Below are 14,225 nucleotides of genomic sequence, written 5' to 3'. Positions count from 1 at the left end.
CGACGTCGACGGCGCGCGGTGGTGGGGTGCCGGGGAGCGGGGAGACCGGGTCGCCGGGACCGCGGGCGGCCGCGGAGAAAACCCCTGGCTCGTCACCACCCTACGACGCCACACTGGGCCGGTGGACATCGACGCACGCCTTCTCGACCTCACCCGCGAGGACCTCCCCCGGGTCCAGGAGCTGGACACGCTGGTCTGGTTCGAGGTCGTGCCGGGGACCGAGCCGGAGGAGCTGGTCCACCACCTGGACCTGCGGCACGCGCGGGCGCTGGAGCGGACCGGACCGGCCCTGCCCGGAGAGCCGGAGCGGGACCGGCCGCCGCTCGTCGGCGTCTACAGCGCCTACGACCTGCGCCTGACCGTGCCCGCTCCCGGCGACCGTCTGCGCACGGTGCCCGTCGACGGGCTCACCTGGGTCGGCGTCCACCCGGACGCCCGCCGCCAGGGGCTGCTCACCCGGATGATGCGCGACCACCTGCACCGGGTGCACGAGCGCGGCGAGGCGGCGGTCGCCGGGCTGCACGCCTCCGAGCCGGCCATCTACGGGCGCTTCGGCTACGGCTCGGCCAGCCTGGACGTCAAGCTGGTGCTCGACCGCGGTCAGGAGCTGCGCGTCCCGGATGAGCTCGGGACCGCCGCGGACGCGGTCGAGACCCACCTGGTGACCCTGCCCACCCCCGAGGGGACCGCCGCGCTGCACGAGGCCCACCTGGCGTGCGCCGCCACCAGCCTGGGGGCGGTGACCCGCCCCGACGCCTTCGCGGCGACCTGGTACCGCGACGTGCCCAAGGCCCGCGGCAGCAAGGAGCCCCGTCGCCTCCTGCTCGCCCGCCGCGACGGTGCCCTCACGGGGTATGCCGTGCTCCGCCGGGAGAGCAGGTGGGAGGACGAGCGGTCCCGGGGCGAGGTGACCGTCGACGAGCTGGGCGCCACCGACCACGCGAGCCTGCTCGCCCTGGTCCGGCGTCTCGTCGACCTGGACCTGACCACGAAGGTGACCCTCCGGGGGCGCTCGGTCGACGACCCGGTGCTGTGGTGGTGCGGCGGCCCCCGGTCGGTCGGCGTCGTGGCGATCGACAGCCTGTGGCTGCGGCTCGTGGACGTCCCCCGGGCGCTGGCCGAGCGGGGGTACGCGGCCCCCGCCGACCTCGTGCTGGAGGTGGTCGACGAGCTGTGCCCCTGGAACGCCGGTCGCTGGCGGCTCACGGTGGACGGCTCGGGGGCGGCGACCTGCGAGCCGGCCGCCGGAGGGAGCGCGCCCGACGTGGTCCTGCCCGTGGCCGCCCTCGGCGCGGCCTACGCCGGTGGCCGGACGATCGCGGCGCAGGTGCCCACCCTGGGCGTGCGGGAGCTGCGTCCGGGCGCGGTCCGCCAGCTCTCCCGGGCGATGCGTGGCGACACCGAGCCGGTGGGGGCCATCGGCTTCTGACCGGCCACCCTGAGCGGACAGGAGCGACAGGAGGGGACGGCACCCGGCTCGGCCGGGAGGGTCAGCCCCCGTCTCGGGGCGGGGCACCCGTCTCGGGCGGACGCCACCCGGCTCGGGCGGCCACCCGGCTCAGGCGGTCGGACCGGCCTCGGGCGGGCGGGTCGGCCGCAGCAGGTCGTGGAGGCGTCGGTGGCCGGAGCGGTCGACCGGCACCTCGAGCACCCGGATCCCCTCCGCGGGCCGGCGCAGCAGCTCGGCGAGGTCCTCGACGGTGGCGGCCCGGTGGTGCTCGACGTGGTGGGCGGCGCAGAGGGCCGACAGGTCCGTGCCGTGCGGGGTTCCGAAGAGACGCTCCGTGGCGGCCCCGGCTCCCGGGGTCGCCGACCGGGCCGGGTCGCCGTACTCCAGCGTGGAGAAGATGCCGCCACCGTCGTCGTTGACGACCACGACCGTCAGGTCGGGACGGGGCTCCCCCGTGCCGACCAGCAGCCCGTTGACGTCGTGGAGGAAGGTCAGGTCGCCCATCAGTGCCACGGTGCGTCCGACGGGACCGGCAGTGCCTCTCCAGCTGGCAGGCCGGGGGGCATGGTCCCGGTCGCGGCCGCCGCCGGCCCCGCGCACGGCGAGCGCCACCCCGACCGCGGCGGACACCGTCCCGTCGATGCCGGCCAGCCCCCGGCCCGAGACCACCCGGGGGGCACCTCTCTGCTCGAGCAGGCCGAGCCCGGTCGCCAGGTCGCGCGGCCCGTTGGAGGACCCCAGCACCAGCACGTCCGCGTCCCCCAGCGAGGCCGCCACGGTCGCGGCGACGGCCGGTCCCGACGGGCGGTCCGGGTCCGCGAGCACGGCCGCCCGGACGCCTCCGGTCAGCGCCTCCCCCAGGCCCACCCAGTCCCGCACCCACGCCTCCGCGCCCGGGGCCCGCTCCGGCGGCGTGCGCAGCACCTCCGGTCCGTGCACCACCTGCACGACGTGCGAGGGATCGGTCCACGCCGGGACCGCGGAGACCTGCTCGACGACGACGCCGGGCAGCCGCAGCAGCGCCGCGAGCTCGCGGAACAGGGTCAGCCGTCCCACCACCACGACCCGGTCCGGCCGCAGCCCGGGGTCGGCGGCGGCACGGGCGGCGACCACCGGCGGGTGCCGGACCACGTGCCCTCCGGTGGCCAGCACCCCGAACGGCTCGGCCAGGACCGGCCACCCGGCCCGGCCCGCCCAGTCCAGCGCCGCCCGCGTCAGCTCCGGGTCGGGCAGGTCACCGACCAGGACGAGCGTGCGTCCGCCCGGACCCACCTGCTCACCGGGCGGTGCCACCCGCACCCACGGGCCGCCGTGCGGCCGGCCGTCGAGCGGCTCGGGCCACCCGTCGTCCTCGAGGGCGGGCGCGAGGGGGTCGCGCAGCCCCACGTTCAGGTGCACCGGGCCGCGCCTGGACCACCCGGCCACCGCGCCGGGGTCGAGCGCCGCGGCCAGGGCCCGGCACACCGACGAGCGCCAGTGCGCCACCTGACCGGCACGCCGCTCCGGCGCGGGCAGGTCGACCTCGTGGCGCAGCGCACCGCCGAACATGCCCGGCTGCACCGTGGTCTGGTTGGCCCCCGTCCCCCGCAGCTCGGCCGGCCGGTCGGCGGAGAGCACCACGAGCGGGACGCCGCCGTGGTGCGCCTCCAGCACCGCCGGGTGCAGGTTGGCCACGGCCGTGCCCGAGGTGGTCACCACGGGGACCGCCCGGGCCGAGGCGCGCGCCATACCCAGGGCCAGGAAGGCGGCGGAGCGCTCGTCCACGCGCACGTGCAGCCGCAGCCGACCGGCTCGGTCGGCCTCCTCGAGGGCGTAGGCCAGCGGCGCGGAGCGCGACCCGGGACACAGCACCGCCTCGCGCACCCCGCCGCGCACCAGCTCGTCGACGAGGACGGTGGCCAGGGCCGTGGAGGGGTGCACGGGGCGATCCTGCCACGGGCCCCGCGCGCCCCAGTAGAGTGACCGACCATGGCCTCCGACTTCGACATCGAGCTCAAGGACGCCGTCCTCCCGCTCGTCCTTGCGCTCGACGTGGGCTCCACCGCCAGCCGGGGCGCCGTCTACGACGCGCACGGCCGCCCCGTCGGGAAGCGGGCCAAGGTCGCGCACTCCTTCACCACCGCCCCCGACGGCACGTCGGAGATCGACCCCGACCAGATCGTCGAGGAGGTCACCACCCTTCTCGACCAGCTGGTCGAGGCGCTCGACGACACCCCCGTCGCCGGCGTCGCGCTCGACACCTTCGCCTCCTCGATGGTCGTCGTCGACGAGGACGGCCGGCCGCTGACCCCGTGCTTCACCTACGCCGACTCCCGCTGCGCCGACCACGTCGCCGCCCTGCGGGTCGAGCTGGACGAGGAGGCCCTGCAGCAGCGGACCGGCACCCGGGTGCACGCCAGCTACTGGCCGGCCCGGCTGCGCTGGCTGGCCGAGGAGCGCCCCGAGGTCACCGCGCAGGCCGCCCGCTATCTCTCCCTCGGCGACCACGTGCTGCACCGCCTCACCGGCACGCTGGGGACGGGCACCTCCAGCGCCGCCTGGACCGGGATGGTGGACCGGCACACGGCCGACTGGTACCCCGAGCTGGCCGAGATCGTCGGCATCACCACCGACCAGCTGCCGCCCATCCACCACCTCGACCAGCCGCTGCAGGTGGAGGAGCGCCGGGCGGGCAAGATCGCCAAGCGCTGGCCCAACCTCCAGGACGCCGCCTGGTACGCCACGATCACCGACGGCCTGGCCGCCAACGTCGGCCTCGGCGCCTACGACGAGACGGCCATGGGGGCCTCCTGCGCCACCTCCGGAGCCCTGCGGGTGCTGGTCCAGGAGATGCCCGACGAGCTGCCGCCCGGCCTGTGGTGCTACCGGGTCTCGCACGACCGGGCGCTGGTCGGCGGCGCGCTCAACGACGTCGGGCGCGCGCTGGCCTGGGCCGACGTGACCCTCGCGGTCGACCAGATCGACGATGACGAGCTGTCGGCGGCGCTCCTGGCCGAGCCGCACGAGACCACCCCGCTGGTGCTGCCGTTCTTCACCGGTGAGCGCAGCACCGGCTGGGCGGCCGACGCGCGTGCCGTGGTCGTCGGGGTGTCCGCGGGGTCGGCGCCGGTGGAGGTCTACCGCGGCGTCGTCGAGGGGATCGCCCTGTCCTACGCCCGGATCGTCAGCCAGCTGCGGGAGGTGGCCCCGCAGCCGGAGCGGCTCTTCGCCGGCGGCAGCGTGACCACCGACCACCCCGAGCTGCTGCAGGTGATGGCGGACGCGATGCGCACCCCGGTCACCCCGGTGCGCATCAAGCGCACGACCCTGCACGGCACCGCGCTGCTGGCCCTGGAGTCCCTCGCCCCGGACGTGCGCCGCGCCCGGCCGGACCGGGGACGGGCCCTGACGCCGGACTACAACCGGCGGCGCTACTACACCGACCGCTTCCAGCGGTTCGAGCGGGTCTACGACGCGCTCTTCGGCTGATCCGTGAGCGTGCGCTCGCTGGCCGACGACCTGCGGGGACGCAGCGACGAGGAGCTGGCCGCCCTCCTGCGGGCACGGCCCGACCTGGCCCGGCCCACCCCCGCCGACGTCACCACCCTCGCCGCCCGTGCGACCACCCTGGCGAGCGTGCGGCGGGCCCTGGACCACCTCGACCTGGCCCACCTGCAGGCACTGGAGGCCGTCGTGGTGGCGGCACCGGCCGGGCCCGCGGAGGTCGCCGCGCTGCTGGGCACCTCCGCCGAGCGGGCCGAGGCCCTGACCGGCCGGCTGCGGACGCTGGCCCTGTGCTGGATCTCCGCCGACGGCCTGCTGCCCGCCCGGCCCGTCCTGGAGGTCGTCGGCGACCCGGCGGGGCTGGCGGCGGCCGACGTCCGCCCCTCCCCCGGGGTGAGCGCCGACCCCGACGGTGCGCTGGCGGACCTCGACCCGCCCGGACGCCAGCTGCTGGACGCCCTCACCTGGGGACCGGCCGTCGGCACGCTCCCGCAGGACCCGGACGCGCCGATGGCCACGGCCGCACGGTCGCTCGTGGAGGCCGGTCTGCTCGTCCGGCAGGACGAGGCGCACGTGGTCCTGCCCCGCGTGCTGGCCCTGCGGCTGCGGGAGGGCCGCCTGCACCGCCACCCGGCCCCGGAGCCGCCCGCCGTGGAGACGACCGGGCTGGACCAGGAGGTCGTCGACGCCGCCGCGGGCGGCCGGGCCGGGGACCTGCTGGTCCTGGTGACCGAGGTGCTGGACCGGTGGGGCGCCCGGCCACCGCGGGTGCTGCGCTCCGGCGGGCTGGCCGTGCGCGACCTCACCCGGCTGGCCGCCCACCTGGAGGTGGGCCAGGACGAGACGGCCTGGCTGCTGGAGACGGCGCTGGCGGCCGGCCTGGTCGCGGCCGACGACGGTGGTCCGCGGGGCACGGGCGAGCCGGCCTGGGTGCCGACCACGGCCGCCGACGACTGGCTCGAGGCCGGCGCGGGAGCCCGGTGGGCTGCCCTGGCCGCCGCCTGGTGGTCGATGCCCGCCGCTCCCAGCCTGGTGACCTCCGGGGACGCGGGGCGGGTCAACGCCCTGTCCGTGCACACGTCATACCCCCTGGGGCGCGTGCGCCGGCACGACGCGCTGGCGGCGCTGGCCACCCTGCCGGCGGGGTCGGCACCCACCCTGGACGGGCTGACCGAGCTGCTGCGCTGGCGGCACCCGCTGCGCACCGCCCGGGCGGCGGACCTGGGACCGGGGCTGGAGGTGGTGGCCCGGGAGGCGGAGTGGGCCGGCGTCACCGGCCGGGGCGCCCTCGGCGGCCCGGGCCGTGCGGTGGTGACCGGCGACGACCCCGCCCGGGTGGCCGCCCTGATGGAGCCGCTCGTCCCGCCCGCGGTCGACCACGTCCTGCTGCAGGCGGACCTGACGGCGGTGGCGCCCGGCCGCCTGGACGGCCCGGTGCGCTCGCTGCTGCAGGTCGTCAGCGACGTGGAGTCCCGCGGCGGTGCCAGCGTGCACCGGTTCAGCGAGACGAGCGTGCGCCGGGCGCTGGACCTGGGCTGGTCGGCGGACCGGGTGCTCGCCGAGCTGGCCGACGCCTCGCGCACCGGGGTGCCGCAGCCTCTCGACTACCTGGTGCGGGACGTGGCCCGGCGCCACGGCCAGGCGCGGGTGGGCGCCTGCGCGGCCTACCTGCGCTCCGACGACCCCGCCCTGCTGGACCGGATCGAGCGCGACCGGGCACTGGGGATGCTGCAGTGGCGGCGGATCGCGCCCAGCGTGCTGGTCAGCCCGGTGCCGGCGCCCACGGTCGTCGACCTCCTGCGCGAGCAGCAGTACGGCCCCCTCGTCGAGGGTGGCGACGGCGGGCTGGAGGTGTCGACGACGACGGCGCGGCGCACGTCGCCGCGCACCTCCTCCCCCGTGCGAGTCAGCAGCGTGGACGACCAGGTCGCCCGGCAGGTCGTGGCCCAGCTCCGCAGGGGCGAGGTGCTGCGGCCCCGACGCGTCGGTGGCGAGGGTGAGGGGCTCGACGCCGACGGGACGGAGGGGCTCGGCGGACCCGCCGGTCTCGGTGGACCCGGTGGCGCGGAGGGCACGGGCGCAGGCGCCTTCGGGCGCACCGCCGACCCGGTCGTCGTGGCCGCGGTCCTGCGCGAGGCGGTCGCCGACGGGGTCGCGGTGCGGATCGGGTATGCCGACGACGCCGGCGGGGTGGGCACCCACCTCGTCCGGCCGCTGGCCGTCGAGGCCGGCCGGCTGCGGGCCGGGGTCGGCGACGGGGACGCCCGGCGCACCTTCCTGCTGCACCGGATCACCGGGGTGGCCCCGGCGGACTGAGCCGTCGAGGACACCGCCGTCGAGGTGACGGACCGGATCCCGCTGGTCCGGTCGCGTGCCGGCTCGGGCGTGACACGCTCGCGGCCGGCCGGACCTTTCCGTGCTCGGCCTCGCGCTGCTCGCGCTGGCGACCTCGTCACGTGCTCCGCTGAGATCGGCACCCGTGCCCGCCGGTCGTCGGCGACGGGGTCCTCACCCGGTGCCTGCCGTGCCGGACGGCGCCGCGCGCTCGGGGAACGCCCCCTCGGCGCGGATGCGCTCGTTGAGCTCGGCGAGATACTGCTGCTCGTCGAAGTCGAGCGGGACCTCCGCGCCGAGCCAGCTCGAGAGGTGGATGGCGTTGGCGAGGCGGACGCCGTTGATGCCGTCGCTGCCCGGGGCGAGCAGCGGGGTGCCGTCGAGGACGTTCGCGGCGAAGTTCTCCAGCACACCGGCGTGCTGCGCACCCCAGGGGGAATCGAACCGGATGACCTCGTCCGAGTAGTAGTCGGCGGGGTCCATCTCCCCCATGAAGAGCTTGCGGACCGCCTCCATGTCCATGGACTCGGACAGCTCGCGCTCGTCCTTCACCAGGCGGCTGACCGTGGCTGTCTGCGAGCCCTCGACGACGATCTTGCCGCGGTCGCCGAGGATCTCGAACCGGTCGGTCCCCACGATGTCGTGCGTGGCCGTGACGAAGACGCCGGTGACGCCGTCCCCGAAGTCGACGACGGCGGTGACCTCGTCCTCGACGGCGATGTCGCGGCGGAAGCCGTAGCCGACCTTCGCGAACACCGACGTCGGCACGCCGCAGATCCACTGCCACAGGTCGAGCTGGTGGGGCGCCTGGTTCACCAGGACGCCCCCTCCCTCCCCGCCCCAGGTGGCCCGCCAGTCGCTCTGGTCGTAGTAGCCCTGCGGGCGCCACCACGTGGTGATGATCCAGTTCGTGCGGCGGATCGCGCCGATCTCGCCGGCGTCGACGATCTCCTTGATGCGCCGGTAGAGGGGGTTGTTGCGCTGGTTGAACATGATGCCGAAGGTCAGCTCCGGCCGCGTCGTCGCGTAGTCGATGAGCTCGGTGACCTGCGCGGTGTAGACCCCGGCCGGCTTCTCCACCAGGGCGTGGATGCCGGCGCGCAGCGCGGCGATGCCCATCTCCGGGTGGAGGTAGTGCGGAACGCACGTGACGACGGCGTCCACCGTCCCGCTGGCGAGCATCTCGGTGTAGTCCGTGAAGAACGGGACGCCCGGGTACGCCGTCGCGGCGGTCTGCTCCTTCGTGGCGTCGATGTCGGCGATGGCGCCGATCTCCATGTTGGGGACCGTGCCCTGGTCGATGAAGCTCGCGTACATCGAGCCCTGGGCACCTAGCCCGATGATGCCGAGACGGACCTTGTCAGCCATGGTGAGCTCCTCCTGGTGGTGTCGTCAGGCCCGTCCGACCGTGCTGCGGCGACCGGGTCCTTGGCCTCCCACTCTCCGGTCCCCCCCGCGCCGACCCAAAGAGTTGCCATGAGTTGCCACTCCCGCCGATTCGGTGGCAACTGATGGCAACCCTCGGTGTGCACCGTCGCCGGGCATCACAGTGGACAGGACCCGTCACCCCAGCGAGGAGCAGCGCCATGTGGACCCTGTCCGGTTTCTCCGACGAGATCTCCCCCGACCTGCAGGAGCAGTGCGCCCTGGTGCGCAAGCTCGGCATGGGCTTCGTCGAGCTGCGCAGCGCCTGGGGCACGAACGTCCTCGACCTCGACGCGGACCAGCTCGCCCGGGCCAAGGAGATCCTCGACGCCCACGGCCTGCGCGTCTCGAGCATCGGCTCACCGATCGGAAAGATCTTCATCGACGAGGACTTCGCGGAGCACCAGGCCCGGGCCCGCCACGCCGTCGAGGTCGCCCACCACTTCGGCGCGCCGTACATCCGGATCTTCTCCTTCTTCATCCGCCCCGGTGACGACCCGGACTCCCACCGCGACGAGGTCGTCGACCGCATGCGCGCCCTGGCCGACATCGCCGCCGAGGGCGACGTCGTCCTGCTCCACGAGAACGAGAAGGAGATCTACGGCGACATCCCGCGCCGCTGCGTCGACCTCCTCGAGACCGTCGGCTCACCCCACCTCCGGGCGGCGTGGGACGCGGCCAACTTCGTCCAGGTCGGCGTCCGGCCCTTCTCCGAGGCCTTCGCCCAGATCCGCCCCTTCCTCGAGTACGTCCAGATCAAGGACGCGACCATGGCGGACGGCGAGGTGGTGCCTGCGGGGCGCGGCGACGGGGAGGTCCGCGAGACTCTCCGCGCCCTCCGGGAGGACGGCTTCGAAGGCTTCTTCTCCCTCGAGCCGCACCTGAGCCAGGCGCACAGCCTCGGCGGCTTCTCCGGGCCGGAGCTGTTCACCGAGGCCTGGGAGGCCTTTACCGGACTGCTGGACTCCGAGGGCATCGCGTACCGATGAGCGGCGCATGCTGACCGGCCCGGGAAAGCGGGCCGTGCCCCGGGCGGCCGTCGTCGGCTGCGGCGACGTCTCGATCGTCCACCTCGAGGCCCTCGCGGCCATGGACGGCGCCGAGCTCGTGGCCGTCTGCGACACCGACCCGCGTGCGCTCGCCGCCGCGGTCGACGCCTGGGGCGTCCCCGGCTTCGCCGACCACCGCGCCCTGCTGGCGGAGGCGCGACCCGACGTGGTCCACGTCTGCACGACGCACGATCAGCACGTCCCCGTGGCCCTCGACTGCCTCGCGGACGGGGTGGACGTCCTGACCGAGAAGCCCCTGGCCGCCTCCGTCGGCGAGGGCGAGCGGCTCGTCGCCGCCGCCGAGGCCGGGACTGCCCGGGCGGGCGTGTGCTTCCAGAACCGGTACAACGCCACCGCTCAGGCCGCGCGCACCCTCCTGGACTCCGGTGAGCTCGGCGCCGTCCTGGGCGCCAGTGCGACGGTGATGTGGACCCGGACGGCCGGGTACTACCAGGCGAAGCCGTGGCGGGGCCTGATGGCCAGCAGCGGTGGTGGGGTGCTCATGAACCAGGCCATCCACACCGTCGACCTCGTCCAGTGGCTGGTCGGCGACGTGGTGCGGGTCCGCGGGAGCGCGACCTCGCACGTCTACGCCGACGTCATCGAGGTGGAGGACACGGCCGAGATGGTCCTCGACCACGCCGGTGGGGCCAGGAGCGTGCTCTTCGCCACCCTCGCGAACGTCGTCCACGCACCCGTCACGATCGACATCGTCACCGAGGGAGCCACCCTCTCGATCCGCCACGACCTCAGCGTCACCTACGCCGACGGCCGCACCGTGGTCGTGCCCGAGCGCCGCGCGCCCTCGACGGGCAGGTCCTACTGGGGCGTGTCCCACGAGCTGCTGATCGAGGACTTCTACGACCGCCGCGGTGAGAAGGAGCCGTTCTGGCTCAGCCCGCGCGAGGCGATGAAGTCCCTCCGCATCGTCCAGGACGTCTACAGGCAGAGCCGTCTGTCCGTCCCCGGCGTCTGAATCGCCCCGGCGCCGGCCACCCCGGTCGGGCGCCCCCACCGAGAAGGAGTTCGCATGGCCACCATCGGCGTCCAGATGATGATGCTCAAGTCCCCGGTCGAGGAGCTCGGGCCGTTCGAGACCCTCCGGCGCCTGCGCGACATCGGGTTCCGTGCGGTCGAGGTGTCGCAGATCCCGATGACGGCCGAGAACGTCGCCGAGATGGCGCGTGCCCGCGAGGAGCTCGGCATCGACTACGCCGCGCTCTCGGCGGCGGTGGAGGCCTACGAAGGTTCACCGAACGACTCCCTGACCACGAACTTCGACAAGATCGTCGCCGATGCCCGCACCCTGGGAGCCACCATGGTGCGGATCGGCATGATGCCCTTCTCCGCAATGACCTCCCACGAGGCGCTGCTGGACTTCTGCCACCAGGCCGACCAGCTCGCGGGGCGCCTCGCCGACGAGGGCATCGGCCTCCACTACCACAACCACCACGTCGAGTTCGCGAAGGTGGGCGGCGAGCTGATCCTCGACGTCATCCGAGCGGAGGCCCCGCGCATGCGCCTCGAGATCGATGTCCACTGGGTCCAGCGCGGCGGCAAGGACCCGGTGCGCACCCTGCAGAAGTACGCCGGCCTCATCGACCTCGTCCACCTCAAGGACTACCGCGTCGGCGCCATCGACCCGACGGCCTTCGACGCGCTGCGCGCCGGAGACCTCGCGGCGTTCATGGCCGCCTTCACCGGGGTCGTCCAGTTCGGCGAGGTCGGCGAGGGCAACCTGGAGTGGCGTGAGGTCATCGACCAGGCCGTCGCCTCCGGGGCCAAGTACCTGCTCATCGAACAGGACGAGCAGTACGGCCGCGACCCGTTCGACTGCCTCGTCACCTCCCGCGACAACCTCCTCGCCCTGGGCTACGAGGGCCTGCTCTGAAGGAACCCTCGCGGTGACGGGTCGGACCTCGCTGGTCCAGACGCGTGCCCGACCCGGGCGTGCCGGGTCGAGCCCGGGTCAGACGAGGGAGTCGAGCGCCTTCTGCAGCCGCTCCTTGGCGTCCGCGGCCACCGGGGCGAACGCGTCGCCGGCCAGCTGGCTCATGGCGTCCGGGTCGAAGGCCTCCACGCGGGTGGTGCCGTCACCCAGGTCGCGCACGGCCACGTTGCACGGCAGGACGGTACCCACGGCCGGGTCGATCTGCAGGGCCTGGTGCGCCAGCGGCGGACGGCAGGCGCCCAGCACGACGTGGGCGGGCACGTCCACGTCGAGCTTCTCCTTGAGGGTCTTGGCGAAGTCGATCTCGGTGAGCACGCCGAAGCCCTGGTCGGCCAGCGCCGCCCGGGTGGCCTCGACGGTGCTCGCGTAGTCCTGCTCGACGGTGACGCCGATGGTGTAGCTCATGGTGCTTCCTCTCGTTGACGTGGTGCGGATCGTGACGTGGCGCGGGCCGGGGGTCGCCTAGAAGACCCGCACCCTCTCCTGGGGCGCGAGCCACAGGTCGTCGCCCTCGGCGGTGCCGAAGGCCTCGTGGAAGGCGTCGACGTTGCGCACCGTGTTGGCCCGCAGGTCCGCCGGCGCGTGGGGGTCGACGGACAGCAGGCGGCGGGCCTCCTCCGGGCGGGCGGTGGTGCGCCATACCGAGGCCCAGCCCAGGAAGAACCGCTGGTCGGCGGTCCAGCCCTCGATCTGCGGAGCCTGCCCGTCGGTGGCGATCCGGTAGGCCAGGTGGGCCAGCTCGAGCCCGCACAGGTCGCCGATGTTCTCCCCGACGGTCAGTCCGCCGTTGACGGTGGCGTCGTCGGGGAGGTCGCGCGGGGAGAGCGTGCCGAACTGCTCGACGAGGCGCTGGGCGCGGGCGTCGAAGCGCTCCCGGTCCTGCTCGGTCCACCAGTCGGTGAGCGACCCGTCGCCGGCGTAGCGGCTGCCCTGGTCGTCGAACCCGTGCCCGATCTCGTGGGCGATGACCGCCCCGATGCCGCCGTAGTTGACCGCGTCGTCGGCGTCGACGTCGAAGAACGGCGGCTGCAGGATCGCCGCGGGGAAGACGATCTCGTTGAGCATCGGGTGGTAGTAGGCGTTCACGGTCTGCGGCGTCATCAGCCACTCGTCGCGGTCGATGGGCCGGCCGACCTTGGCCAGCTGCCGGTCGGTCTCGAACGCGCTGCCGCGCCGGACGTTGCCGAGCAGGTCGGTGGCGTCCAGCTCGTAGGCCGAGTAGTCGCGGAAGGCCGGCGGGTGCCCGATCTTGGGCCGGAACGCGGCCAGCTTCTCCAGGGCGCGGTCGCGGGTCTCCGGGCTCATCCACTCCAGCTCTCCGATGCGCTGCCGGAACGCCGCCACGACGTGCTCCACGAGCTGCTCCATGCGCTCCCGGGCGGCCGGCGGGAAGTGCTCGGCGACGTAGAGCTCGCCGGCCGCCTCGCCGAGCAGGCCCTCCACGAGCGCCACGCCCCGCTTCCACCGCTCCTTGTTCTCCGGGGTGCCCGACAGGGCCCGCCCGTGGAAGTCGAAGTGCGCGGCGACCAGCTCCTCGGTGAGGTAGGGCGCGGTGGCGTCGAGCAGGCGGACGGTCAGCCAGGCGCGCCAGTGCCCGACCGGCACCTCCTGCAGGGCAAGAGCGACCGCGGCCAGCACGTCGGGCTGGCGGGCCACGACCCGCTCGAGCGCCCCCGCGGGCGCCCCCAGACCCTCGGCCCAGGCGTCCCAGTCCCAGCCCGGGGTCCGCCCGGACAGCTCCTCCCGGTCCAGCCGCGTGTAGGAGCGGACGGCGTCCCGGGCGGCCACGCGGTCCCAGTGGGCGGCCGCGATCCGTTCCTCGAGGGCATAGACCGCCGCGACCGGGTCCTCACCCAGGTCCAGCCCCGCGCCGGACAGCGCCGGGGCGGCCAGCTCGAGGAGCCGGGCCAGGTAGGTCCGGTAGGCCTCCCGCACGCCCTCGTGCTCCTCGTCGGTGTAGTAGGCCTCGTCGGGCAGACCGATGGCCCCCTGGTGCAGGTAGGCGATGTACTCCTCCGGGCTTCCCGCGTCGGCGGTGACCCAGGTGCTCACCAGTCCGTCGGCCCCCTCCCGCTCCTGCTGGGCACTGACCCGCACGACGTCGACCGGGGTGGTGACCGCCGCGATCCGGCCCAGCGGCCCGACGAGCGGGTCGGTGCCGAGCGAGGCGACCCGGTCGGTGTCCATGAAGCTGGCGTAGAGCGCGCCGACCTTGCCCTCGGGGCTGTCCGGCGCGGGGCGCCGTGCGGCCGCCTGCTCGATGAGCTCGCGGACGTGGGTCTCGGCGTTCTCCCGCAGCATGTCGAAGGCGCCGTAGCGCGCGCGGTCGGCAGGGATCTCGGCGGTGGCCAGCCAGGTGCCGTTCACGTGGGCGAACAGGTCGTCCTGGGGCCGGACCGCAGGGTCCATGAGGGCTCGGTCGATGCCGGAGGCGCGGGCCCCGGCGGTGTCGGCGGCACTGTCGGTGAAGAACTGCATACCCCCACCGTATGCGGCGCCCCGGCGGGTGCGCGCGCCCGGCCTGCGCGGCGCG

At 74.8% G+C, this 14,225-nt stretch carries 10 protein-coding genes; 6 read left to right on the top strand and 4 right to left on the bottom strand.

Translation table 11 applies throughout. From position 1 onward, the window contains the following. Positions 1–121: 121 nt before the first annotated feature. Positions 122–1,429, top strand: coding sequence for a GNAT family N-acetyltransferase (locus ACWHYA_RS08170; RefSeq protein ID WP_425943141.1), 1,308 nt, complete (start codon positions 122–124; stop codon positions 1,427–1,429). 129 nt (positions 1,430–1,558) lie between these two features. Here ACWHYA_RS08170 and menD read toward each other — a convergent pair whose 3' ends face one another. Further along, positions 1,559–3,370 (bottom strand): 2-succinyl-5-enolpyruvyl-6-hydroxy-3-cyclohexene-1-carboxylic-acid synthase, encoded by a 1,812-nt coding sequence (gene menD / locus ACWHYA_RS08165; protein WP_425943142.1) that lies wholly within the window; start codon positions 3,368–3,370, stop codon positions 1,559–1,561. A 48-nt stretch (positions 3,371–3,418) separates the two neighbouring features. On the opposite strand from menD, the gene ACWHYA_RS08160 reads away from it, so the two are divergent. Both ACWHYA_RS08160 and ACWHYA_RS08155 read left to right on the top strand, forming a co-directional pair. Continuing rightward, positions 3,419–4,918 (top strand): gluconokinase, encoded by a 1,500-nt coding sequence (locus tag ACWHYA_RS08160; protein ID WP_425943143.1) that lies wholly within the window; start codon positions 3,419–3,421, stop codon positions 4,916–4,918. A 3-nt stretch (positions 4,919–4,921) separates the two neighbouring features. Then, positions 4,922–7,249: a helicase-associated domain-containing protein gene (locus ACWHYA_RS08155; RefSeq protein WP_425943144.1), complete on the top strand. Its 2,328-nt coding sequence runs from the start codon at positions 4,922–4,924 to the stop codon at positions 7,247–7,249. Between the two features lie 192 nt (positions 7,250–7,441). On the opposite strand, the gene ACWHYA_RS08150 is transcribed toward ACWHYA_RS08155, so the two are convergent. After that, complete coding sequence (locus tag ACWHYA_RS08150; protein ID WP_425943145.1) at positions 7,442–8,635, bottom strand: Gfo/Idh/MocA family protein; 1,194 nt, start codon at positions 8,633–8,635, stop codon at positions 7,442–7,444. A gap of 218 nt (positions 8,636–8,853) precedes the next feature. Between ACWHYA_RS08150 and ACWHYA_RS08145 the strand changes: the two genes are divergently transcribed. From ACWHYA_RS08145 to ACWHYA_RS08135, 3 genes are read left to right on the top strand one after another with little or no spacing between them, the layout of a single operon-like run. Next, positions 8,854–9,681, top strand: a complete 828-nt coding sequence (locus ACWHYA_RS08145) for a sugar phosphate isomerase/epimerase family protein (RefSeq protein ID WP_425943146.1) — start codon at positions 8,854–8,856, stop codon at positions 9,679–9,681. A 7-nt stretch (positions 9,682–9,688) separates the two neighbouring features. Then, positions 9,689–10,717: a Gfo/Idh/MocA family protein gene (locus ACWHYA_RS08140; RefSeq protein WP_425943147.1), complete on the top strand. Its 1,029-nt coding sequence runs from the start codon at positions 9,689–9,691 to the stop codon at positions 10,715–10,717. Positions 10,718–10,771: 54 nt separating this feature from the next. Next, positions 10,772–11,632, top strand: coding sequence for a sugar phosphate isomerase/epimerase family protein (locus ACWHYA_RS08135; protein WP_425943148.1), 861 nt, complete (start codon positions 10,772–10,774; stop codon positions 11,630–11,632). Positions 11,633–11,710: 78 nt separating this feature from the next. On the opposite strand, the gene ACWHYA_RS08130 is transcribed toward ACWHYA_RS08135, so the two are convergent. Next, entirely contained in the window at positions 11,711–12,097 is a 387-nt protein-coding gene (locus ACWHYA_RS08130; protein WP_425943149.1) for a DUF302 domain-containing protein, read from the bottom strand. A 57-nt stretch (positions 12,098–12,154) separates the two neighbouring features. Then, positions 12,155–14,170, bottom strand: coding sequence for a M13 family metallopeptidase (locus tag ACWHYA_RS08125; RefSeq protein WP_425943150.1), 2,016 nt, complete (start codon positions 14,168–14,170; stop codon positions 12,155–12,157). Positions 14,171–14,225: the final 55 nt, after the last annotated feature.

It is taken from the genome of Ornithinimicrobium carbonis (assembly GCF_977012275.1).
This window is presented reverse-complemented; position numbering and strand designations above follow the sequence as displayed.

Excerpts from the sequence above, each read along its gene's own strand:
- ACWHYA_RS08160 (WP_425943143.1), top strand. The coding sequence starts at position 3,419 with ATGGCCTCCGACTTCGACATCGAGCTCAAGGACGCCGTCCTCCCGCTC.
- ACWHYA_RS08150 (WP_425943145.1), bottom strand. The coding sequence starts at position 8,635 with ATGGCTGACAAGGTCCGTCTCGGCATCATCGGGCTAGGTGCCCAGGGC.
- ACWHYA_RS08145 (WP_425943146.1), top strand. The coding sequence starts at position 8,854 with ATGTGGACCCTGTCCGGTTTCTCCGACGAGATCTCCCCCGACCTGCAG.
- ACWHYA_RS08140 (WP_425943147.1), top strand. The coding sequence starts at position 9,689 with ATGCTGACCGGCCCGGGAAAGCGGGCCGTGCCCCGGGCGGCCGTCGTC.
- ACWHYA_RS08135 (WP_425943148.1), top strand. The coding sequence starts at position 10,772 with ATGGCCACCATCGGCGTCCAGATGATGATGCTCAAGTCCCCGGTCGAG.
- ACWHYA_RS08130 (WP_425943149.1), bottom strand. The coding sequence starts at position 12,097 with ATGAGCTACACCATCGGCGTCACCGTCGAGCAGGACTACGCGAGCACC.
- ACWHYA_RS08125 (WP_425943150.1), bottom strand. The coding sequence starts at position 14,170 with ATGCAGTTCTTCACCGACAGTGCCGCCGACACCGCCGGGGCCCGCGCC.